Below are 21,990 nucleotides of genomic sequence, written 5' to 3' on the forward strand. Positions count from 1 at the left end.
CGGTAGCTACATTCTTTAGCTTTTTTAGACGACGAACCATCTAAATCATCCTTCCTTAAGATATGAGGGCGATTATAGCAATGACCTCTTTTTGTCAATCCTATTCTCATAAAGAGATGTGTGTAAGTATTCTCGCTCAAAATGTATATGATGAAGAGAAAAATGTAGAATTTTAATTAGACGGAAAAGCGCGTCTATGAAAAAAGAGAACGTTCTAATTTTTTTCTCTGTTTTTACAGTATCTATATGTTGATAGTTTCATATAATTACAGTATAATTTATTTATATTTTTAGAAATTAAATTTTGAACAATTAATTGGAGATGTTGATATGGAACAAGAGAAACAACTCGTTGCCGCACAGCGGACATTTTTTTATACAGGTCAGACCAAGCCGATTGAGTACCGTATTCGTGCTCTTCAGCAATTAAGACAGGGAATTGAGAAGTATCAGCAACGTATTCTTGATGCACTTCGTGCCGATCTCAATAAATCCGAAACAGAAGCTTATGGCTCAGAGATTCGCATCGTATTGGGTGAACTGGATTTTGCATTGGAACACTTGGAGGAATGGGCTACACCAAAACCTGTGCCTACAAATTCTGCTATACCTGATGGCACAAGCCTGATTTATCCTGAACCTTATGGCGTTGCTCTTATTATTGCACCGTGGAACTATCCGTTCCAATTGGCCTTTGGTCCTCTGATTGGAGCCATTGCTGCAGGTAACTGTGCCATTATTAAGCCGTCGGAATTAACTCCTGCGGTATCACGTCTGACTTATGATTTGATTCATGAGATATTTCCTATTGAGTACCTGGCAGTTGTGGAAGGGGAAGTTGAGACAAGTACAGCATTATTGAAGGAAAAGTTTGATTATATTTTCTTTACAGGCAGTACAGGTGTTGGCCGTATCGTTATGAAGGCTGCTGCCGAGCATTTGACTCCGGTTACGCTTGAACTAGGTGGCAAGAGTCCGGTCATTGTTCACCAGGATGCAGATTTGCAGCTGGCAGCTCAGCGCATTGTTCGCGGTAAATTTCTGAATGCTGGACAAACCTGTGTCGCTCCGGACTACCTGCTTGTACACGAGAATGTACATGACAAATTACTGGAATTGATCGATGCAGAGATTCAGGATAAATTCGGAGATGATGTGATGCAAAACGCAGATTTTCCGCATATTGTCAACGGGCGTAACTTCGACCGATTATCGGTGTTGCTCCAAGATGGCAAAGCACTGATTGGGGGACGTTCTGAGCGTGATCAGCTGCTTATAGAACCAACAGTATTGGGACATGTGGATTGGAATTCCCCTGTGATGCAAGAAGAGATCTTTGGTCCGATCCTTCCTGTATTTAAGTTTAAAGACCTCAATCCTATGCTAGATGAGATTATTCGCCGTCCAAAACCACTTGCATTATATCTCTTCACTAAGGATGAGGCTCTGCAGGATCAGGTTCTGAATCAAGTATCTTTTGGTGGTGGTTGCATAAATGACACATTGTCTCATATGACTTCACATTATCTTCCGTTTGGCGGAGTAGGAGAAAGTGGAATGGGTTCCTACCATGGTCAACAGAGCTTTGATGTGTTTTCTCATCATAAGAGCATTCTTAAACGCAGTGAATAACAAGCTTACGTAGAGCAATATAAGCAGTAGGCAGAAAAGAGGTTGTCCCGTTCAACGGGACAACCTCTTTAAGTATCTTATTGTGAAACATCTAAGCTGCTTCAAAACATATTAATGAATATCACGGAAAAGCCCAATGACTTTGCCCAGAATGCTAACGTGTTTCAAACGCAAAGGTTCAAAAGTCGAATTTTCCGGTTGAAGACGAATATGATCTTTCTCTTTGTAGAACGTTTTTACCGTTGCTTCATCGTCTTCAGTCATGGCTACTACGATATCGCCGTTATCTGCAGTTTGCTGCTGACGTACGATAACATAATCTCCGTTAACAATGCCTGCTTCAACCATACTGTCTCCCACGACCGAAAGCATAAATACTTTCTGTTCGCCCACATAATGCGTAGGAAGAGGGAAATAATCTTCGATATTTTCTGTTGCTGTGATTGGAACCCCTGCAGTAACTTTACCCACGACAGGAATGCGAGCAACGCTGTGAGCAAACTGATGTGAATGCTCTGACTCTTCCTGGCTGAGAAGCTCAATGGCTCTTGGTTTGGTTGGGTCACGTCTAATTAGACCTTTCTTCTCCAAACGATCCAGATGTCCATGTACTGTAGAGCTGGAAGCCAATCCAACGGCTTCACCAATTTCGCGTACGGAAGGAGGATACCCCTTCAACCGGACTTCATTGCGTATAAACTCCAGAATAGCCTGTTGCCTGCTGGATATCTTCGACATACCGTATCAACCCCATTTTAGTAACGTTTGGGAAAATTATAACATAGAACCTCCGTTCGTACAAACATAAGTTCTAAATAAAATGCCATAAAATCAATGTTTTTTTGCGAATTTGTATGAAAATGAATTTTGCATCTAAGCAAATACTGCAAATGATAGTGCCATACTATAGAAGAAAGATAGTAAAAGAAAGATGAGTGATAGAACTCAATAAAAAAAAGCGAACAATTGTTCTAAAAAGTTATTGTGCAAAACAAGTGTTCGTGTTATATTGATTTTAACGGATAGGAACAAACGTTTGGAGGTCGATATTTAATGAGATATTCTACTTATCAAAGCATTTACGAACCGGTGCATTCAGAAGTGGTTGAAACTAACATAAGAAATTTTAAAAAGGTTTTTGCAATAGGTAATATCCCAACCTGGGTGTTGAAATTAATAATCGTATCATTAATTATATTGGTTGGTTGCAGTACAGTGCTAACAGTGTTTGCAGGCAATGAGAACGATTTGTTGCCTGGAGGAAAGATGGCAGTTTCACAAGGAGATACGCTGTGGAGTATATCATTGGATCATAAACCGGAAACGATGGATACACGTGTATATATAGAAGCAATTAAGAAAGTGAATCAACTTCAGTCCACTTCAATAAAGGTGGGGCAAGTCTTAATACTGCCACAATTCACAAAATAAAACTGCATATCCACACGCGCTAATGCGTGTCAGCTTGACAAGCTGCCTTTAACATGTCAAAGTTAATAAGACTTTGTATTTTTGGAGGGGACAAGCTTGGATATAGATAGTCTGGTAGCACGTATTAATGAATTGGCCCGTAAGCAAAAATCCACTGGATTGTCAGAGGAAGAGCTCGCTGAACGTGCCAAGCTTAGAGAGATCTATTTGAATAACATTCGAAGCAATTTCAGACAGCAGCTGGATTCGATTGAAATTGTAGATGATGAGAATGATCAAGGCCACCAAGGCAAACTCAAACATTAAGGAAACCTAATGATATCATATATGATATTTAGGTTTCTTCCTGTTATCTAGAGGTTGCAAATTATAGGGGGAAATGTTGGTTTGCATTTATGTAAGCCGATACAAAGAACATCTAAGGGGGATTCTCATGTCGCGTTCGTTCGAGAGAACAGTTCGGAAAAATTCTAAGCAGTTGAATCAGCAACGTAAAAAAAGCGGTCAACCGGTTTCCGGTACACCAGGTGAGGACGTATTCAAAGGACGCAGCCTTCTGTTTCCTATTTTTCTGATCGGACTAGCATTCCTGTATCTCTTTATGAGTACGTTTCTTGTTAAAGCGCCGATGACCACCTGGGACTGGGTAACCATGTTGCTGTATGTATTTTTGGCAGTCATCTTCATGCTCCGTCGTCCATATGTCAAAATAGGAACTAACCGGATTTTGACGACAAAGGGCAATCGCGAGCGTTCAATTGGAGTTGACGATATCGTGAAATTCAGAATTGAGCCAGGCACAGTTGTGATTGAGCATAATGCACGAGGTAAGAGATGGGTATTTACCAAACTACTCAATCGTTATGATACCGATGCAATTACTGAGCGTCTTCTGAAATTCGCCAAAGCACATCAGATCACCGTGGAAACTTACGAGAAAAAGTAATTATTGCATAAAGGGGAAGATGACCGAAATGGCGTTAAAAGCGATTTTGTTCGACCTGGATGATACTTTGCTGTGGGATGAGCGCAGTGTTCGAGAGGCCTTTCATGAGACTTGCCTGATCGCAGCGCAAGAGACTGGAGTTAAACCGGAAGATCTTGAAGAAGCTGTTCGTAATGAGGCACGTAATCTATATGAGTCCTATGAAACTTTTTCGTTTACCAAAATGATTGGGATCAACCCGTTCGAAGGTCTTTGGGCTAACTTCACGGGTGGGGATCAGCCGGAGTTTCGCCAGCTGGAGCAGATTGCACCTGCATATCGTAAAGAGTCATGGCGTCGTGGCTTGTTAAAGCTTGGTGTTGATCGTGAAGATCTGGCGGAAAGACTTGCCTCACAATTTGGGGCAGAGCGGAGATCGAGACCCCATGTCTATGAAGAAACGCTGGAAACATTAAGTCATCTACAAGGGAAGTTCAAGCTTTTGCTTTTAACCAACGGCTGTCCTGCGTTGCAACAGAGAAACTTGATGGTGTTCCGGAATTAGCTCCTTTTTTTGACGAAATTATTATTTCGGGTTCGTTCGGTAAAGGGAAACCTGACCCTTCGATTTTCGAGCACGCATTGAGTAAGCTGGGAGTACAGCCTGAGGAGAGCATGATGGTTGGAGATAAGCTTACGACTGATATTCGTGGAGCATTGTCTGCAGGCATTCAGTCTGTTTGGATTAACCGTGAGAATAAAGTTAATACCGAATCGTATGTGCCTGACCATGAAATCAAGCATTTATCCGAATTGGAACGCATTATTGCTGAATTTTCTATTAGTGCATCATAAATCGTATTTTTTTGTGTTCTGTCCAAACATTGTAAGATTTCATTAGATGTACTCCATCCATGAAACCTTACAATGTTTTTTGTTTTGGGGTAGCTAAAACTATACCGTATTAACGAATTTAAAATTTTTTACTAAAAGTTATTGAAATTATAGAACTGCTGATTTAGAATGTAACTAACATACTAGTATGACTAGTATGCGAATGAAAGCAGCGAATATCTGTTGACTTACTTGAATGAAGAGGGAGCGGGGGTTATTCGCTAATATTTTCATATTCGTTGTAAGCGCTTTACATAGTTGAGGGAAACCTATTAATTCTGGAAATATAACGGGCAACATGAAGTACCAAATGACAGTAAGCATCTTAAACAATGGATACCTCTAGGGATTCCCGAAATTGATATCGCTTACATTATCTCTTTAATTTATTCTGCTGTGGGGGTGAAGAAGTTCATCTGATTACTTGTCTTCTACGAAAAGAAGAGATGATGTGAAATGATCGAAAACGCTTTTAGTTTATCAAGCTAAGGATCGGAGTGAAATAACATATGGAGTCGGAAACCGCTAAAACCACACTAACGATGACTTCTTTACGTAAAGAAAGTAGGTTAAGAACGGCTGCAGCTCTGCTTCGTAAAGATTGGCAATTATACTCACTGTTAATTCTTCCAATTATCTATCTTATCATTTTCAAATACGGGCCAATGCTCGGAAATGTAATCGCCTTCAGACGATTTGTACCAGGAGGCAGTATTTTCGGAGAGACGTGGGTTGGATTCAGGTATTTTCAAATGTTTATCCAAGACCCAACGTTTTGGAAGGTATTTGGAAACACACTCATGCTCGGTGGACTCGCGCTACTGTTCACCTTCCCAGTTCCGATCATTTTTGCATTGCTGCTGAATGAGGTGAAAAGCAAACGTTTCAAAAAGTTTGTGCAGACCGCTTCTTATCTTCCGCACTTCCTGTCCATCGTTATCGTTGCCGGAATGATTCTGCAATTAACGGCAGTCAATGGCTCGATTAACGGAATGGTTTCTTTTTTCACCGGAGACAGTATTCCTTTCATGCAGCGAGCGGAATGGTTTAGAACGATTTATATCACCTCTGAGGTTTGGCAAGGTATGGGGTGGGGAGCGATTCTTTATTTGGCTGCATTGACGACAATTGATGATTCTTTGTATGAGGCAGCACGGATCGATGGTGCGAACCGATGGAAGCAAACCATCCACATAACCATACCGGGCATTTTGCCAACGATCGTTACATTGCTGATTTTGAACATGGGAAATTTCCTTGCGGTTGGATTTGAGAAAATTTTACTCCTTTACAATCCGCTGATCTACGAGACATCTGACGTGATTTCCACTTATCTGTACCGGGTAGGTTTGCAGTCCAGCAATTTCAGTTATGCTACCGCCATTGGTTTGTTCGAATCCATTATTGGACTGATCCTGGTATTCTCGGTTAATGCCATTTCACGCAGACTGACACAACGAAGCTTGTGGTAAAGGAGGAGCAATATGCTGGAATCAAAATCATACAAAGTATTTAAAGTATTCAACGCTATCTTTTTGCTGCTTGTGGTGTTCATCACGCTCTATCCGTTTTTGAATGTCGTGGCCCAATCCTTCAGTAGCGAGGCTTATATCAATTCAGGCAAGGTAAGTATTATCCCAAGAGGGTTTAATGTAGAAACCTACAAGACCATATCTCGAGACAGCATGTTCTGGACCAACTATAAAAATACAATTATATATACCGTTGTAGGTACGTTAATTTCCATGTTCATGACGACCATTTTCGCTTATGCCTTATCCAAAAAGAGATTAATGGGACGAAAGTTTTTGACCATGTTCGCGGTCTTTACGATGTTTTTCAGTGGCGGCCTGATTCCTAACTACGTCCTGATTAACTCCCTGGGCTTCAATAATACGATGTGGGCATTGGTTGTGCCTGGCGCAATCAGCATTTATAACATGTTAATTATGAAATCATTTTTTGAAAACATGCCTGAGGAACTTGAAGAAGCGGCAGCTATCGACGGTCTGAATACGTATGGCATTTTGTTACGGATTATTCTACCGCTGAGTAAAGCTGTCATGGCTACGATGGTTCTGTTTTACGCGGTAGGACACTGGAACTCCTGGTTTCCAGCCTTCCTGTATCTCGACAAAAGGAACTGTTCCCGGTTACGATCTACTTGCGCAACATGATTGCAGGTGCAACCGGTGGTGCTTCGGCTGGTGCTTCAGCCGATAATCTGACTCAAATTTCTGCAAATATCAAATCGGTCACCATGGTACTCACCATTTTGCCTATTTTAACGATTTATCCTTTTGTTCAACGGTACTTTGTAACCGGTATCATGTTGGGATCTGTTAAGCAGTAATCCTGACACTAATATAGTTCAACATCTTGATTGCAAGGCCAATCTAAACCACATTCAGGGGGAGAATTGAATGAAACAGAGACCACGTAAGCTGGTAGGCAAGTTGGTATTGGCAACAATGATGAGTGTCGTTCTGGCAGCATGTAGCAGCGGAGCTGGTGGAGAAAAAGTCGAACCAGAATCCAAGGGGGCCATGGAATCCTATGGTGTAGGAGAAACCTTTAAAGCCACTGAACCATTTAATCTGTCTATTCTTTACAGTGACCAGCCAGCATACCCGTACAAGAAGGATTGGCTTCTCTTCCAAAAAATCACGGAAAAAACCGGGGTCACGCTGGAGCCTACCATCGTTCCAATGAGTGACTATTCCCAGAAAAGATCCCTTTTGATTAGCTCAGGAGATGCCCCGCTGGTTATTCCGAAAACCTATCCAGGTGAAGAATCTGCTTTTGTATCCTCGGGTGCGATTTTACCAGTGAGTGACTATGTTGATTTGATGCCCAATTTCAAGGACAAAGTAGAGAAATGGGGTCTTCAGGATGAGCTTGAGGGCCTTCGACAAGAAGATGGGAAATACTACGTCCTTCCAGGTCTGCATGAAGAGGTATGGCCTGATTACTCACTCGTCGTGAGAACGGATATTTTCGAGAAAAACAATATTGCCATTCCGAAGACATGGGATGAATTGTATGATGCAGCCAAGAAGCTGAAAGAAATCTATCCAGATTCCATCCCATTCTCGGATCGATTCAAGTTCAACAGTACATTGAATATTGCTGCTACGGGTTTTGGAACGAAAGCTGGATGGGGATTTGGCAATGGTTTAACGTATAAAGAAGATCAGGATGAATTTGTATACACATCGACCACCCCGGAATACAAGGAAATGTTAACTTACTTTAATAAGCTTGTATCAGAGGGGCTGCTTGATAAGGAAAGTTTCACTCAGGATGATGATCAGGCTACACAAAAATTCGTTTCTGGTAAATCGTTTATTATTAATGGTAACTCCCAAACGGTTGTTCTTCACCGTAATGACATGAACAAAACATTAGGTGAAGGGAATTTCTCCATCGCTAAAATTACCGTTCCTGGTGGTCCAAAAGGACAGTTAATGTCTGGCTCCAGACTTGAAAACGGTGTCATGATTTCCGGGAAAGTTAAGGATAACGAAAATTTTAAAGCAATCCTGCAATTTATCGACTGGCTCTACTACAGTGATGAAGGTCAGGAATTTGCCAAGTGGGGTGTAGAAGGAGAAACCTTCACGAAACAGGATGGCGTCCGTAAACTGGCCGAAGATGTGAACTTTAACGGACTGAACCCAAAAGGTACGAAGGATTTACGTATTGATTACGGTTTCTCCGGTGGTGTATTTGCCTATGGCGGAACGACTGATTTATTGCAATCCATGTTTAGCGAGGAAGAACTGAAATTCCAGCAGGATATGAAAGATACCAAAGAAGTTGTTCCTGCTGAGCCGCCCATTCCTTACTCGGATATCGATCGGGAACAAGTGACGCTGCTTAGCACACCACTTAAGGATTTCTCAGATCAAAATACGCTTAAATTTATTTTGGGTGAACGTAAACTTACCGAGTTTGATGCGTTCGTAAAGGAATTAGAAAGCCAAGGCTTGTCTCAGTACATGCAGATTTCGAATGACACGTACAAGAAGTACAAAGAAAACAAGCAACAATAGTTGTAAACTGAAGTCTTCCCCAATTGCCGTTTCACTGAGGGAATTTTAGTGGGGCGGCAAATTGTGCTAAGATGGATGAATACGGCTGAGAGGAAGAGGTTAAGGAATGTCACTTAATCAAAAGATTAGAGGTTCAACCCGGGCTTATTCATACAATCTGATAAAGGAACGAATTCTGCACCTTGAACTTGAGCCTGGTACCAAGATTTCCGAGAAAGAAATTGCAGATGAATTACAAGTAAGCAGAACGCCAGTACGTGAAGCATTCATGAAGCTTGCCGAAGAGGAATTACTGGATATCATTCCACAGAGCGGAACCATTGTCTCCCATATTAATCTGGAGCACGTTGAAGAAGGCCGATTTATGAGAGAGAAGATGGAGAAGGAAATTGTCACACTGGCGTGTACAGCTTTTCCTGAAGAATTCAGATTCAGACTTGAAACCAATATCGCCATGCAGGAAGTATGCATAGGGAAGAATAATTTCTATCGTCTTTTTGAACTGGATGAAGAGTTTCATCAGATATTGTTTCAGGGCACAGGAAAAATGAGAACATGGAAAATGCTGCAGCAGCTCAATATTCCTTTTAATCGCCTTCGTTTATTACGCTTGTCTGAAGATTCCGATGCAGAGGTTATTATTTCACAACACAAAGAAATATACCGGCTTATCACGGAACGTGAGACCGATCGAGCTGTTAAAGTTATGGAAGCTCATCTCAGACTTGTTGTTGTGGAACAAGAGAAGATGAAAGCAAAGTATCCGCATTATTTTATATAGAGCTCGGATGTTGTATACTATCTCCATATGCAGAAACCCCTGTTCGAAATGAACAGGGGTTTGTTGAGCAAAGGATAGAATTCGCTTTATTATGCTTGTTTGATAAACGTTGGATCCGGGTATGGATCTGCAATCCAGCCATCTTTTTCAATGAACAGACGCACGGCAATGATTTGTTTGTTCTCCATTAATGTGAAGAAGTGTGGTGTGTTCTCAGGAACCGAGATTACGTCTCCAGGAGACAATTCTACATTAAAGTAGCCTACATCATCTGTAGCTTTGATGACAAAAATTCCTTTGCCAGCTACAATTGCACGGATTTCATCTTCAGCATGAGTGTGAATTTCTTCGAACTTGGCAAGCTTTTCTTCAATATCTGGTGTTTGTTCAGACAACGTAATTACGTCCCAGATTTGGTACCCGCGACGTGCAGCCAAATCTCTGATTTCATAGTCATATGTTTCGAGTACTTCTTCTTTTTGTTCATCCGTGAGTCCAAAGTTGTTTTGCAGATCCGTATTTAATTTGGAAGCGTCCCAGTTTTCATATAATACATCATATTTGTTTAAGAAATTTCGAACATTTTCGTCTCCAGTGATACGTTCGTTCGTATTTCGGATTACAATCTCAGCCATGTTCTTTCCCTCTTTTCCACTTGGTTTAATTGCTATTATATCGGATTCCTCTGTTTTTGTCGATTTGCAAATTCGTCCCGCCTTCACTTAAACCCGCTATGGGACTGATCAATCCCGATCTTTCACATTAAGTTAGTTTCTGTTAAACTAGGATTTAACGTTTTGCGGGGGTGACGATATGGATAAGCTTAGCTTACATGATGCATTAAAACAACGAATATTAATCCTCGACGGTGCAATGGGGACCATGATTCAACAAGTTGATCTCACAGGCGCAGATTTTGGCGGAGAAGACCTGGACGGATGTAATGAAATGCTTGTACTTACACGTCCAGAGCTGATCCAGCGCATTCATGAGGAATATCTTGAAGCCGGTGCTGATTTAATTGAAACGAATACGTTTGGTGCAACGTCTGTTGTACTTGCTGAATACGACATTCAGGACCGTGCACGTGAAATCAACCTCGAAGCAGCAAGGATTGCAAGAGCTGCTGTGGATCGATTCTCGACACCGGAGTCTCCGCGTTATGTGGTAGGTGCCATGGGACCTACAACCAAAACACTGTCTGTAACAGGTGGGGTAACGTTTCAGGAGCTCATCGACAGTTATTTCGAGCAAGCGCTTGCTTTAATTGAGGGAGGCGTTGATGCGCTGCTGCTTGAAACCTCACAAGATACGCTTAATGTAAAAGCAGGCAGCATTGGGATTCAGCAAGCATTCGAGCAAAGTGGCATCAAGCTTCCTTTGATGATTTCAGGAACGATTGAACCGATGGGTACTACCCTCGCTGGTCAAAATATTGAGTCTTTTTATATATCCTTAGAACACCTTAACCCAATTTCAGTGGGACTAAACTGTGCTACAGGTCCGGAATTTATGCGTGACCATATTCGCTCGCTTTCCGGGATGGCTTCAGTTGCGGTAAGTTGTTATCCCAACGCAGGTCTTCCAGATGAGAACGGTAATTATCATGAATCTCCTGATTCGCTAGCACAGAAGATCGGTGCTTTTGCCGAGCAGGGCTGGTTGAACATTGCGGGTGGCTGTTGTGGAACAACACCTGCACATATTCGCGCCATGCGTGATACGCTTGCCAAGTACCCTCCAAGAGAAATGAACGGAACACATCCACCAGCATTGTCCGGTATCGATCCAGTCTATGTTGAACAGGATAACCGTCCCTACATGGTTGGTGAGCGAACGAATGTTCTTGGATCACGGAAATTCAAGCGCCTTATTGTTGAAGGTAAATATGAAGAAGCGTCGGAAATTGCCCGGGCTCAGGTGAAAAATGGGGCACATGTTGTCGACGTTTGTGTTCAGGATCCGGACCGTGAAGAAGCTGAAGACATGGAGAAGTTCCTTGAGCTTGTTGTCAAAAAAGTAAAGGTGCCGCTCATGATCGATACGACAGATGCAGCCGTCATTGACCTTGCACTTCAATACTCTCAAGGTAAAGCAATAATTAACTCCATTAACCTTGAGGATGGCGAGGAAAAGTTCGAGCTGGTCACTCCGTTGTTGCATAAATATGGCGGTGCTGTCGTTGTCGGAACGATTGATGAACGCGGTCAGGCCATTAGTCGTGAGGACAAGCTGGAGGTAGCGAAGCGATCTTACGATTTGCTGGTGAACAAATATGGATTAAAAGCCGAAGACCTGATTTTTGATACCCTGGTGTTTCCGGTAGGTACGGGTGATGAACAATATATCGGTTCGGCTAAAGAAACCATTGAAGGTATTCGTGTCATTAAAGAAGCGATGCCTGAATGTCATACGATATTGGGGATCAGTAACATTTCATTTGGATTGCCTGAAGCAGGACGTGAAGTGCTGAACTCTGTATTTTTGTATGAGTGTACCAAAGCAGGTCTCGATTATGCCATTGTTAACACAGAGAAGCTGGAGCGTTATGCATCCATTCCGGAGGAGGAGCGCAGACTTTCGGAAGAGCTGTTATATAATACGAATGACGAAACACTGGCTGCATTCGTAGCCGCGTTCCGTAACAAAAAGGTTGAGAAAAAGAAAAAATTTCGAACCTGTCGTTGGAAGAACGCCTCGCATCGTATGTTGTTGAAGGTAGCAAAGAAGGCTTGCTGCCCGATCTGGAGCAGGCACTTACCAAATATACAGCCCTTGAAGTAATCAATGGCCCGCTGATGCGGGGAATGGAAGAAGTAGGGCGACTGTTTAACAACAATGAGCTGATCGTAGCAGAGGTGCTGCAGAGCGCGGAAGTCATGAAGGCTTCGGTAGCTTATTTGGAACAGTTCATGGAGAAGAACGAGACGTCAGTTAAAGGAAAGATTATTCTAGCCACGGTCAAGGGCGATGTACACGACATCGGCAAAAACCTGGTGGAGATCATCCTTTCCAATAACGGTTACCGGATCATTAATTTGGGTATAAAAGTACCACCAGAGCGAATTATCGAGGCGTACAGAGAAGAAAAAGTCGATGCGATCGGTCTATCCGGTCTGTTGGTAAAATCGGCGCAACAGATGATTCTTACAGCTCAGGACTTGCGCACAGCAGGTATTGACGTACCTATTATGGTAGGTGGAGCGGCACTGACACGCAAATTCACCAAAAATCGTATACGCCCGGAATATAACGGAATGGTTGTATATGCAAAAGATGCAATGGATGGCCTGGATCTGGCCAACAAGCTGATGAACCCTAGCACGCGTCAAGTGATGCAACTGGAGATGGACGCTGAAAAAGAGGCGGACGCCGCTGGTGCAGAAACCGTTACATCACTTCCCGAGCTTACCCGGGTAGAGCGTTCGGATATCGCAATAGACAACCCGGTTCTCGTTCCACCGGATCTGGAACGACATGTCATGCGGAACTATCCGCTATCCCACATATTACCGTATGTGAACATGCAGATGCTGCTCGGACACCATCTGGGTTTGCGTGGCTCAGTAGAGCAGCTGCTTGCTTCGGGTGATCAGAAAGCCACTGATCTGAAAGCAGTCGTGGATGATATTATGCAGGAGGCTGTGCGTGACGGGATTATTCAGGCGCACGCGATGTATCGTTTCTTCCCGGCTCAGTCCAGTGGTAACAGTGTCATCATCTATGACCCTGAGAATACCAATAATATCTTGCACACATTCACGTTCCCACGTCAAAAAGTCGAACCTTTCCTGTGCCTGTCCGACTTCTTGAAGCCGGTGGAATCCGGACAAATGGATTACGTGGGTTTCATGGTCGTAACTGCCGGGCATGGCGTACGAGAATTATCGACGGCCTGGAAGGAGAAGGGTGATTATCTCCGTTCACATGCTCTACAATCCGTAGCGCTTGAAGTAGCAGAGGGATTAGCGGAGCGGGTCCATCATATGATGAGAGATATCTGGGGATTCCCGGACCCAGCACAGATGACTATGAAGCAACGTCATGGAGCACGATATCAGGGAATAAGGGTATCATTTGGATATCCGGCATGTCCCGATTTGGAAGACCAAGGGCCACTGTTTAAACTATTACAGCCTGAGGATATTGGTGTGGAACTGACTGAAGGTTTCATGATGGAACCGGAAGCTTCCGTATCGGCGATGGTGTTCAGCCATCCGCAAGCGAAGTATTTTAACGTGGATAAGGCATAAAAGTAAAAGGTCAGGCAAAGCCCTCCGCATTGTCGGAGGCTTTTTGCTGGCAGCAGAAAGAGGTGCGATCCAGAGTGGAACTATATTTCCTGGGAACTAACGCTGGTGTACCTACGCTTCAGCGGAATGTAACTTCCATAGGGCTGCGCATGTTGGATGAGCGTAGAGCATTGTGGTTGTTTGACTGCGGGGAAGGAACCCAGCATCAGATTTTAAGTTCTCCGCTTAAATTGAGCAAACTGGAGAAAATATTTATAACCCATTTACATGGAGATCATGTATTCGGACTTCCAGGTCTGCTCTCCAGCAGAGCATATCAAGGCGGCACTACACCGTTAACGGTGTATGGTCCACCAGGAACAGAACGAATGATTATGACAACCATGGAGCTAAGCCAATCACGTCTCAACTATGATCTAAGCATTGTGGAACATACAGGCGGAGTGCTTTTTGAAGATGAGAGCTTTATTGTGGAATCGGCATTGCTGGAGCACCGTATTGACAGTTATGGGTATCGGATTACCGAAAAGGATCGTCCAGGCAGTCTGGATCCAGCGAAAATGGCTGAGTACGGTTTGAAGCCAGGGCCGCTATTTGGTCGCTTGAAGAGGGGAGAAACCATTACCCTCGACAACGGTGACTTGCTTCGGCCAGAAGATGTACTGGGAGCACCAAAGCGTGGGATGGTGATTACCATTTTGGGAGATACACGTCCATGTGAGAATGTACAGCCTCTAGCCCTCAATGCCGATGTGCTTGTACACGAAGCTACGTTTCTGCATGATTTGGCTGATACGGCTCATGAGTACTATCATAGTACTTCGAAGCAAGCGGCTGAGGCGGCGAGAGCGGCACATGCAGGACAGCTGATCATGACCCACTTTAGCTCTCGCTACAAAGATGAAGACCAGTTGCAGCCCCTGCTGGAGGAGGCACAGTCGATATTCCCGAATACGAAACTTGCGATTGAACATGAACTGATTCCAGTAGTTCACCGCAAGGATGAGTCTCATTAGTGGATGTGCCAAGCAAAACAGCAAAACACGACCGGAGAAGAAGCTCTTAATTGCACGGGACTGAGGGGAAGTTATTCCCGAGGTCCCTTTTGCAATCTGGCCGGAAAGCGTGTAGGATGGGCAATATAAACAGGGAAATGATTCATATTATTTTCCGGGAAAGCGCAGGAAATGACAAGCTTGTACAGAAGGCGCGCGAGGCCAGACGTCCGTATTCGATTTGGTTCGACGTGTTGCGTGCAGATGCGAGCATTCCATCTTTTTGCACTACTGTATACATAGGTTAGCATTGAAGTTCGAGACAAATGGTTAAGGGCAAGAAATGTTAATGGGATAAAGAAAGGAAGTGCTGTATATGATTAAGGCCTATCTGATTGACCTGGATGGTACGCTCTATCATGGCAGACATCGTATTGAAGGAGCCGATAAGCTTATTCGGACATTGAATGAACAAGGCATGCCTTATTTGTTTGTGACTAATAATTCTTCACGTACACCTCAAGGCGTGGCAGATCATCTCAACGGAATGGGAATCCCCGCCGAGGCGTCGCAGGTATGTACTTCTGCGGTGGCGGCTGCGGAATACGTGGCTAAAGAGACTCCAGGTGCGAAAGTGGCTTGTATCGGAGAAGAAGGGCTGCTGCAAGCGATTGAAGCTGCAGGGCTTAAACGAACAGATGATGAGCCTGAATACGTTATCCAAGGAATTGATCGTGAATTTTCCTATCAGAAATTGACCAATGCGCTTCGCTGGATCAACGGCGGCTCTAAATTTGTCATGACCAATCCGGATTTGCAGCTTCCTTCTGATGATGGACTTACACCGGGAGCAGGAACGATCGGGGCAGCGATAGAAGCTGCAACCGGAGTTCATCCTACTGTCATTGGCAAACCGTCAAGTATTATTATGAAGTCGGCCATTAGCCGATTGAACTTAAAGTCTGATGAAGTTGCTGTAATCGGAGACAATATGCGTACAGATATTGCGGCAGGAGCAGCAGCAGGATGCGAGACCCTACTGGTTCTTACCGGAATAACGACACGGGACAATATGGATAGCCACATCCAGGCGACCAAGGTTCGTCCTGATCATGTGTTTGAAGATTTGCATAAACTGATTGAGTGGCTGTCGCAGACGACAGGCCAAGCATCCAAGAAGGGGTAGATGTACGATGCCGGAATTACCGGAAATGGAAAACTACCGGACCTTGCTGTCCGAGAAAATACTTGATTTGCCCATTACAGGTGTGGTGGTTAACCGTGAAAAGTCGATTAATACTGATCCTGATGTGTTCACCCGTGAACTGACAGGGAATCGTATCATATTTGTAGAGCGCCGGGCCAAACATCTGATCTTTCATCTGGCTAATGGTAAGCGGCTTGTACTGCATCTGATGCTGGGCGGAATGATTTTCTGGGGCACGGAAGCTGAACGTCCTGATCGTTCCACTCAAGTGGAGATTCAGTTTGGAGAATATACGTTGTTCTTTATTGGGCTTCGTTTAGGCTATCTGCACCTGCTTACTTCCAAAGAGACGGAAGAGGCCATGTCTGACCTTGGACCTGAACCACTTGATCGGCGCATGAATGCAGAACGTTTTGCTGCCCTGTTGAAAGGACGCCGGGGTACACTCAAAACTACGCTGGTCAACCAGCACATTATTGCAGGCATCGGAAATTGTTATTCGGATGAGATTGCATTTGCGGCAGGTTTGAGACCAAGCTCCAAAACGCAAAATATTGCTGCTTCACCTGAGCTCACAGCACGTTTGTTCCATTCTGTACAATCCGTGTTGCGGGAAGCTGCATCGGAAGGCGGTTATATGGAAATGCCGTTGATGCAGGGAGATACCAAGACAGGAAGTTTTGATGAGCAGTGCCGGGTATATGATCGTGAAGGGGAAACTTGCCCTCGCTGTGGGGGAACGATAGCGCGTGTTGAAATTACGGGCAAGAAGGCTTTCTTCTGTCCGGATTGCCAGCATGAGGCCTAACAGCGGAATCGGGGCACATGTCAGCACCAAAGGCGGATTTCTTCAGGCAGCCAAGCGGGCATATGATATCGGGGCTACGGCATTTCAGTATTTTCCGAAGAACCCTCGAAGCCTTGGTCTGAAAGATCTGGATCTCAAGGATGCTGAACAGTGTCGGGATTGGTGTGAGAAGCAGGGGATGGCTTCCATTGCCCACTCACCCTATCCCACGAATCCGGCTTTGGGCAAAACCCGGGGAGAGGCGGGTTTTCATGCAACCATTGCATCAATACAAAATGATCTGAATATTGCGGATGCCTGCGGTTCAGTAGGAACTGTAGTTCACTTTGGACATATCAAGAGCAATGAACCACTTGAAGGATATCAGAATCTCATAACCTGTCTGGATACCGCATTAGCAGATTGGGATGGACAGGCTAAGGTTCTGCTTGAAAATCAGGCTGGAGATCATGGCCCGATGGGAACGACCATGGAAGAATTGATACAGATTCGCAAGTTAAGCCGGTTTCCCGAGCATATTGCTTTTTGCTTTGACACGTGTCATGCTTTTGCTTCAGGCATGTGGACGACTGGCAATGAGGCATCGATGCTGGAGAAAGGCAGACTGCTGGGATACTGGGATGCTCTTGCGGCTGTTCACTTTAATGATTCGAAATATCCTTCCAGTTCATGCAAGGACAGACATGCACGGATTGGACAGGGTTATATAGGAACAAAAGCGATGCAGGAACTGTTATGTGCGCCTGAATTTCAGCAAGCTGTAGTTGTGCTGGAGACCGAATCAGGCGAAGATGGAACACACCGTGGTGACATTGAGCTCATGCGTTCCTGGCTTTAATTGGGAGAGGAGCGATTGTAATGCATGTTTTTTTGGATGATTACCGGGCATGTCCGAAAGGGTTTGTTCTGGCTACCAATGCAGAAGAATGCCTGATGCTGCTTAGAGAAGGTGACGTGGATATTTTATCCCTGGATTATGAACTGGGTCCGGATTCGCCGAATGGCGGTGAAGTTGCTGCTTCAATCGTTCGGGAAGGTTTATTTCCGCGCCAGATCTATTTGCACACGTCCAGCATGTATGGCAAACGTCAAATGTACGAATTGTTGTACAGTAATAAACCAGACTCTGTCACCATTCATAATGGTCCGATGTCGGGTGAGGTTATGCTTCGTGTTGCTGAGGGAGAACAAAGCTGATGAAGCCGATTACGACCAAAATGTTAATGCGCGGCGTATGGGAAGGCATGCCTCAGGCTGTATTTATCTATACCCCGTTATGCGGAACTTGCGCGGCGGCACGTCGAATGCTTGAAATCGCCGAACATTTGCTGCCCGAAGGGATTTTGACCGAGATGAATATTCACGATATTCCGGAACTAGTGCAGCAATTTCAGATTTCGAGCGTCCCTGCGGTTATGCTGTTTAATGGAGAACATGATGTGCCAAAAATGGTCTATCGGATGAACTCTGTCGAGCATCTGTTAGGAGAAATCCGGAAGGCGGTGCTAAAATGAGTGTAATCTCGATGGAGCATGTCTCTCTAGACGAGAAGACAATCAGATTCTGGATGACGTCCATTTGCATGTTAAAGAAGGCGAGCATTGGGTGATTCTCGGGCGCAATGGTTCAGGTAAAACCACGCTGCTGGAAATGATGAATGGGTATATGTTTCCGAGTCAGGGGCGCATTGAGGTACTGGGTAACCTGTATGGGCGATGTGATGTTCGGGAGGTTCGGAAAGAAATTGGTTATATCAGCCAAACATTGATTGAGAAACTTACACTTCGGGATCCGGTGTGGGAAGTTGTTGCAACAGGCGCTTATGCCTTTTTGCGTTTCTATCAAACGATTCCGGATGATGTGAAGGCCAAAGCGATGAACCTGCTTGATGAAATGGGCTTTGCCAAGCTGGCTAATCATCCACTCGGCACCCTTTCTCAAGGAGAGCGCAAAAAAGTAATGCTGGCTCGTTCACTGATGGCAGATCCCAAATTGCTAATTATGGACGAGCCTTGTGCCGGACTTGATTTATACGAACGCGAGAAAATGTTGGCCGAAATTGATCGACTGCGTAAGCGTAATATTACTGTCGTTTATGTGACGCATCACGTCGAGGAGATCGTACCATTATTCACACATGTGGCCTTGATCCGTGATGGACGTATTGCTGCGGCAGGTCTCAAGCATGAAGTTTTAACACAAGATACAATTAAGTATACGTACGATGTTCCGGTTGATATCCAGTGGCATGATGGACGTCCCTGGATCCGCGTACGTTCTGGAGGGTAACACATTTTGAGTACACAGTCATCTTGGGGTGAAGGAGACTTTTCCCGTTTTATTTGCACAGCTAACCATGGTTTTGCGCCATATGCTCAAGAGGAATTGCGGCGCACGTTTGGTGCAGTCAAGAGCACGGTACTCGTACCGGGTGAAATTCTGCTTGCCGGTCTTCCGATCGCGGAAGAAGAGGTAGCGATAAAGCTGTTGCAAGAGAACCCGACGTTTTTACGTCATATTCAACCTGTTCAATTTCAGGAAAATACCGAAGATTCAGCGCAAGCGATGGAAAAATTGATTTCATTTGTACTGAATCATACCGAGTTAACAGGTACTAAAGTAACATTACAAGTTCGTAAAACCGAAGGGTCCTTCTGGCAGGAGAACGCTGTTTCTTTGAAACAACTGCTGACCGAGAAGCTGGATGACCTTGGCTGTGAGTGGGTTGTCCGTGAGGCGGATCATGTTATATCTGTCTTCGTTGCAAATGACATGTTATATGCCGGCGTTTCCAGACCTGATCAAAATCTGTCGGACTGGAGTGGTGGAGCCGTTCGTTTTCAGAAGGAAGAGGGGCAAATCTCGCGGGCCAAATTCAAATTGCTTGAAGCGGAGCAGACGTTTGGTATCGACTTTACTTCTTTCCACAAAGCATTGGATATTGGTGCTGCACCTGGTGGTTGGACCTCTTTCCTGCTTGAGCGCGGGCTCGAAGTTACAGCTGTTGATCCGGCCAAGATGGATGCGACCCTGTTGGAATCACCCAAGCTGACCTTTTTGAAAAAAAATGCAGGTGATGTACGCTTCCGCGAAGGGGAATTTGATCTGCTCGTATGTGACATGAGCTGGAGTCCCAAACTGATGAGCCGTCTGATATCGGACCTGTTATACAGCCTCCAGTCGGGGGAACAGCGGTTGTGACAGTGAAGTTACTGCATAAAAAGCCGCTTGCGCTGATTAAAGAAGTCATCGACACATTTGAGCGCTCACGGATGCAGATTCAACGCTCCAAACAGTTGTTTCACAACCGTGAAGAAATCACGTTATATATGATTAAGTATTAAGTCATTAATGGCATTAAATTTTATGCTTTACAATACCTAATTGCCTATACTATAATGATACCAATATTAACCATAACAAGTTGAGGGAAAGCATCCCGAAGTGAACGAGTCCGGATATCCGGTCTGTTCCGCTTCGGTGAAGCTTTCCCTTTTTGTTATGCATAACAAGGAGGAGTCTATATGAGACATCCGGCCAGGCTCGAGCGTGGAAGCCTGCTGGGGGCAAGATACCGTATCGTGTCCATTCTCGGTTCGGGTGGAATGAGCCATGTATATGAAGCAGAGGATTTGAAGTTGCCAGGCAAAACCTGGGCGATCAAAGAAAGCGTGACGGCATTGCCATACGAGGGCAGTATGGAGTCGGAAGCTGCTCTCCTGACCTCTCTGCGTCATCCCAGATTGCCGCAAATTGTAGATTTTTTTGTCCCGGATGAGCACGGGTATACGTATCTTGTGATGGAATACATTGAGGGATTGACTCTCAGTGACTATTTCAAGCAATGTCGCGGGAAGATTCCGCTTGAACATATGACGGGGTTTGTGCTTCAGCTGCTGGATGTACTAAGTTATTTGCACAGTCTGGACCCACCCGTCATCTATCGGGATTTAAAACCATCCAACATTATGATTACACCGGAACATGAGGTCAGACTGATTGATTTTGGGATAGCACGGAGTTATAAAGCACAAAGCGTCGATGATACGGTTAAATTGGGGACGGCCGGCTTCGCTGCACCGGAGCAATATGGTTCGGGACAGACGGATGCGCGTTCTGATCTGTATGGGCTTGGAGCATTGCTGCTCTACCTCATGACATGTGGAGCTTATACGGAATGGATTCAGGGAGTAGAAAGTTCCATTCGCAGTGATGTTCCACGTACCTATATTCCTGTTGCGAGAAGGTTGCTGCGACTGAATCCGAATGAGCGCTTTCAATCTGCTGATGAAGTTCGTAAAGAACTGCTGCGCAGACCGGGAATAGCGGCTGGTGGTTCAGAAACAACGGTGACGATAAGCGGAGGGACAAGAGTAATTGCTTTGACGGGCGCATCATCCGGAGTTGGGGTTACGCATACGGCCATAGCCATCAGTCACTATCTGGAGCGGCAGAACTTCAAAGTGGCCATAATCGAGATGTCGCCACGTTCTCAATCGTTTGCACGAATTCAACAAGTGGCGCATGCCGGTAAACCCGTGGCAGCAGGCAGACAGTTTGTAGTGGATGGTGTGCACTACTGGAAACAATCAGGACGCGCAGACATCCTGTCTTTGCTAGGTGGTAGCTATCAGTTCATTATAATGGATCTGGGTAGTGGTCAGGACCAGAACCGTCTCGAAGAGTTTCTCAGAGCCGATCTGCCCATTGTTATAGGTTCCGGTGCCGAATGGAGACAGGCTGAGATTGGATCTTTTGTCCGTTCTCACAACCGGTACCCGAGAGACAAATGGATCTACTGTCTGCCGCTTGCATCTGCTGATGCCGTTCAGCGCATGCGCAAAACGTTGGACACTTCCAGTGTCTACGGTCTGCCCTTACATATTGATCCCTTTGATCGCGAACCTCAGATGGATAAGGTTTTTGCTCATATTCTGACTCATATGATGGGGCAGCTTCCCAAGAAACGTTCATTTTTTGCAAGAAAAAGAGTACATGATTAGAAGAGA

Annotated in this window: 16 protein-coding genes and 5 pseudogenes; 19 read left to right on the top strand and 2 right to left on the bottom strand. The window is 44.7% G+C overall.

From position 1 onward, the window contains the following. Positions 1–330: 330 nt before the first annotated feature. Positions 331–1,632 carry an aldehyde dehydrogenase gene (locus ACTWJ7_RS16080; protein WP_301877349.1) on the top strand — a complete coding sequence of 434 codons (1,302 nt, stop codon included), beginning with the start codon at positions 331–333 and terminating at the stop codon, positions 1,630–1,632. Between the two features lie 111 nt (positions 1,633–1,743). Here the strand turns inward: ACTWJ7_RS16080 and lexA are convergent, their stop codons facing one another. Continuing rightward, the gene (gene lexA / locus ACTWJ7_RS16085; RefSeq protein ID WP_024630400.1) at positions 1,744–2,370 is read right to left on the bottom strand and encodes a transcriptional repressor LexA; all 627 of its coding nucleotides are present in this window, start codon (positions 2,368–2,370) and stop codon (positions 1,744–1,746) included. Between the two features lie 315 nt (positions 2,371–2,685). Between lexA and ACTWJ7_RS16090 the strand changes: the two genes are divergently transcribed. The 8 genes and pseudogenes from ACTWJ7_RS16090 (at position 2,686) to ACTWJ7_RS16125 (ending at position 9,718) form a co-directional block, all read left to right on the top strand. Then, the gene (locus ACTWJ7_RS16090) at positions 2,686–3,063 is read left to right on the top strand and encodes a LysM peptidoglycan-binding domain-containing protein (RefSeq protein ID WP_301877348.1); all 378 of its coding nucleotides are present in this window, start codon (positions 2,686–2,688) and stop codon (positions 3,061–3,063) included. Positions 3,064–3,159: 96 nt separating this feature from the next. Then, a complete protein-coding gene (locus ACTWJ7_RS16095) occupies positions 3,160–3,369 on the top strand; it encodes a DUF896 domain-containing protein (protein ID WP_079349256.1) in 210 nt (69 codons plus the stop codon). Positions 3,370–3,496: 127 nt separating this feature from the next. After that, the gene (locus ACTWJ7_RS16100; protein ID WP_024630397.1) at positions 3,497–4,009 is read left to right on the top strand and encodes a hypothetical protein; all 513 of its coding nucleotides are present in this window, start codon (positions 3,497–3,499) and stop codon (positions 4,007–4,009) included. Positions 4,010–4,037: 28 nt separating this feature from the next. Beyond that, positions 4,038–4,843, top strand: a pseudogene (locus ACTWJ7_RS16105) (HAD family hydrolase). 581 nt (positions 4,844–5,424) lie between these two features. After that, positions 5,425–6,354 (top strand): ABC transporter permease, encoded by a 930-nt coding sequence (locus ACTWJ7_RS16110; RefSeq protein ID WP_373456214.1) that lies wholly within the window; start codon positions 5,425–5,427, stop codon positions 6,352–6,354. 12 nt (positions 6,355–6,366) lie between these two features. Further along, positions 6,367–7,235: pseudogene (locus ACTWJ7_RS16115) on the top strand (carbohydrate ABC transporter permease). A gap of 70 nt (positions 7,236–7,305) precedes the next feature. Further along, positions 7,306–8,937: an ABC transporter substrate-binding protein gene (locus ACTWJ7_RS16120; RefSeq protein WP_285080103.1), complete on the top strand. Its 1,632-nt coding sequence runs from the start codon at positions 7,306–7,308 to the stop codon at positions 8,935–8,937. Between the two features lie 106 nt (positions 8,938–9,043). Next, a complete protein-coding gene (locus ACTWJ7_RS16125) occupies positions 9,044–9,718 on the top strand; it encodes a GntR family transcriptional regulator (protein ID WP_079349253.1) in 675 nt (224 codons plus the stop codon). 89 nt (positions 9,719–9,807) lie between these two features. On the opposite strand, the gene ACTWJ7_RS16130 is transcribed toward ACTWJ7_RS16125, so the two are convergent. Continuing rightward, complete coding sequence (locus ACTWJ7_RS16130) at positions 9,808–10,353, bottom strand: cupin domain-containing protein (RefSeq protein ID WP_301877345.1); 546 nt, start codon at positions 10,351–10,353, stop codon at positions 9,808–9,810. Positions 10,354–10,531: 178 nt separating this feature from the next. Here ACTWJ7_RS16130 and metH point away from each other — a divergent pair. The 10 genes and pseudogenes from metH to ACTWJ7_RS16180 all read left to right on the top strand — a co-directional run bounded on the left by metH (position 10,532) and on the right by ACTWJ7_RS16180 (position 21,984). After that, a pseudogene (gene metH, locus ACTWJ7_RS16135) lies at positions 10,532–13,971 on the top strand (methionine synthase). 74 nt (positions 13,972–14,045) lie between these two features. Beyond that, entirely contained in the window at positions 14,046–14,987 is a 942-nt protein-coding gene (gene rnz, locus ACTWJ7_RS16140; RefSeq protein ID WP_301877343.1) for a ribonuclease Z, read from the top strand. A gap of 355 nt (positions 14,988–15,342) precedes the next feature. Then, positions 15,343–16,152 (top strand): TIGR01457 family HAD-type hydrolase, encoded by an 810-nt coding sequence (locus ACTWJ7_RS16145; protein ID WP_024630388.1) that lies wholly within the window; start codon positions 15,343–15,345, stop codon positions 16,150–16,152. Positions 16,153–16,159: 7 nt separating this feature from the next. Next, positions 16,160–16,981, top strand: coding sequence for an Fpg/Nei family DNA glycosylase (locus ACTWJ7_RS16150; protein WP_079349248.1), 822 nt, complete (start codon positions 16,160–16,162; stop codon positions 16,979–16,981). Then, positions 16,971–17,819 carry a deoxyribonuclease IV gene (locus ACTWJ7_RS16155; RefSeq protein WP_301878393.1) on the top strand — a complete coding sequence of 283 codons (849 nt, stop codon included), beginning with the start codon at positions 16,971–16,973 and terminating at the stop codon, positions 17,817–17,819. The genes ACTWJ7_RS16150 and ACTWJ7_RS16155 overlap by 11 nt, the downstream gene beginning before the upstream one ends. Before the next feature lie 20 nt (positions 17,820–17,839). Next, positions 17,840–18,178 (top strand): cyclic-phosphate processing receiver domain-containing protein, encoded by a 339-nt coding sequence (locus tag ACTWJ7_RS16160; RefSeq protein ID WP_301247800.1) that lies wholly within the window; start codon positions 17,840–17,842, stop codon positions 18,176–18,178. Beyond that, positions 18,178–18,495, top strand: a complete 318-nt coding sequence (locus tag ACTWJ7_RS16165; protein ID WP_024630384.1) for a thioredoxin family protein — start codon at positions 18,178–18,180, stop codon at positions 18,493–18,495. The genes ACTWJ7_RS16160 and ACTWJ7_RS16165 overlap by 1 nt, the downstream gene beginning before the upstream one ends. Then, positions 18,492–19,270, top strand: a pseudogene (locus ACTWJ7_RS16170) (ABC transporter ATP-binding protein). Before ACTWJ7_RS16165 ends, ACTWJ7_RS16170 begins: the two are co-directional and overlap by 4 nt. A gap of 6 nt (positions 19,271–19,276) precedes the next feature. Further along, positions 19,277–20,325 (top strand): annotated as a pseudogene (locus ACTWJ7_RS16175) (SAM-dependent methyltransferase). A 180-nt stretch (positions 20,326–20,505) separates the two neighbouring features. Then, positions 20,506–21,984 carry a serine/threonine protein kinase gene (locus ACTWJ7_RS16180; protein WP_301877340.1) on the top strand — a complete coding sequence of 493 codons (1,479 nt, stop codon included), beginning with the start codon at positions 20,506–20,508 and terminating at the stop codon, positions 21,982–21,984. Positions 21,985–21,990 lie beyond the last annotated feature (6 nt).

Origin of the sequence: Paenibacillus sp. 1A_MP2, from assembly GCF_052244825.1 — a bacterium.
GTDB classification, from domain to species: Bacteria; Bacillota; Bacilli; order Paenibacillales; family Paenibacillaceae; genus Paenibacillus; species Paenibacillus vandeheii.

What these genes read in the sequence shown, in the direction of transcription:
- ACTWJ7_RS16080 (WP_301877349.1), top strand. Translation starts at nt 331, where the DNA reads ATGGAACAAGAGAAACAACTCGTTGCCGCACAGCGGACATTTTTTTAT.
- lexA (WP_024630400.1), bottom strand. Translation starts at nt 2,370, where the DNA reads ATGTCGAAGATATCCAGCAGGCAACAGGCTATTCTGGAGTTTATACGC.
- ACTWJ7_RS16090 (WP_301877348.1), top strand. Translation starts at nt 2,686, where the DNA reads ATGAGATATTCTACTTATCAAAGCATTTACGAACCGGTGCATTCAGAA.
- ACTWJ7_RS16100 (WP_024630397.1), top strand. Translation starts at nt 3,497, where the DNA reads ATGTCGCGTTCGTTCGAGAGAACAGTTCGGAAAAATTCTAAGCAGTTG.
- ACTWJ7_RS16110 (WP_373456214.1), top strand. Translation starts at nt 5,425, where the DNA reads ATGACTTCTTTACGTAAAGAAAGTAGGTTAAGAACGGCTGCAGCTCTG.
- ACTWJ7_RS16120 (WP_285080103.1), top strand. Translation starts at nt 7,306, where the DNA reads ATGAAACAGAGACCACGTAAGCTGGTAGGCAAGTTGGTATTGGCAACA.
- ACTWJ7_RS16125 (WP_079349253.1), top strand. Translation starts at nt 9,044, where the DNA reads ATGTCACTTAATCAAAAGATTAGAGGTTCAACCCGGGCTTATTCATAC.
- ACTWJ7_RS16130 (WP_301877345.1), bottom strand. Translation starts at nt 10,353, where the DNA reads ATGGCTGAGATTGTAATCCGAAATACGAACGAACGTATCACTGGAGAC.
- ACTWJ7_RS16145 (WP_024630388.1), top strand. Translation starts at nt 15,343, where the DNA reads ATGATTAAGGCCTATCTGATTGACCTGGATGGTACGCTCTATCATGGC.
- ACTWJ7_RS16150 (WP_079349248.1), top strand. Translation starts at nt 16,160, where the DNA reads ATGCCGGAATTACCGGAAATGGAAAACTACCGGACCTTGCTGTCCGAG.
- ACTWJ7_RS16155 (WP_301878393.1), top strand. Translation starts at nt 16,971, where the DNA reads ATGAGGCCTAACAGCGGAATCGGGGCACATGTCAGCACCAAAGGCGGA.
- ACTWJ7_RS16160 (WP_301247800.1), top strand. Translation starts at nt 17,840, where the DNA reads ATGCATGTTTTTTTGGATGATTACCGGGCATGTCCGAAAGGGTTTGTT.
- ACTWJ7_RS16165 (WP_024630384.1), top strand. Translation starts at nt 18,178, where the DNA reads ATGAAGCCGATTACGACCAAAATGTTAATGCGCGGCGTATGGGAAGGC.
- ACTWJ7_RS16180 (WP_301877340.1), top strand. Translation starts at nt 20,506, where the DNA reads ATGAGACATCCGGCCAGGCTCGAGCGTGGAAGCCTGCTGGGGGCAAGA.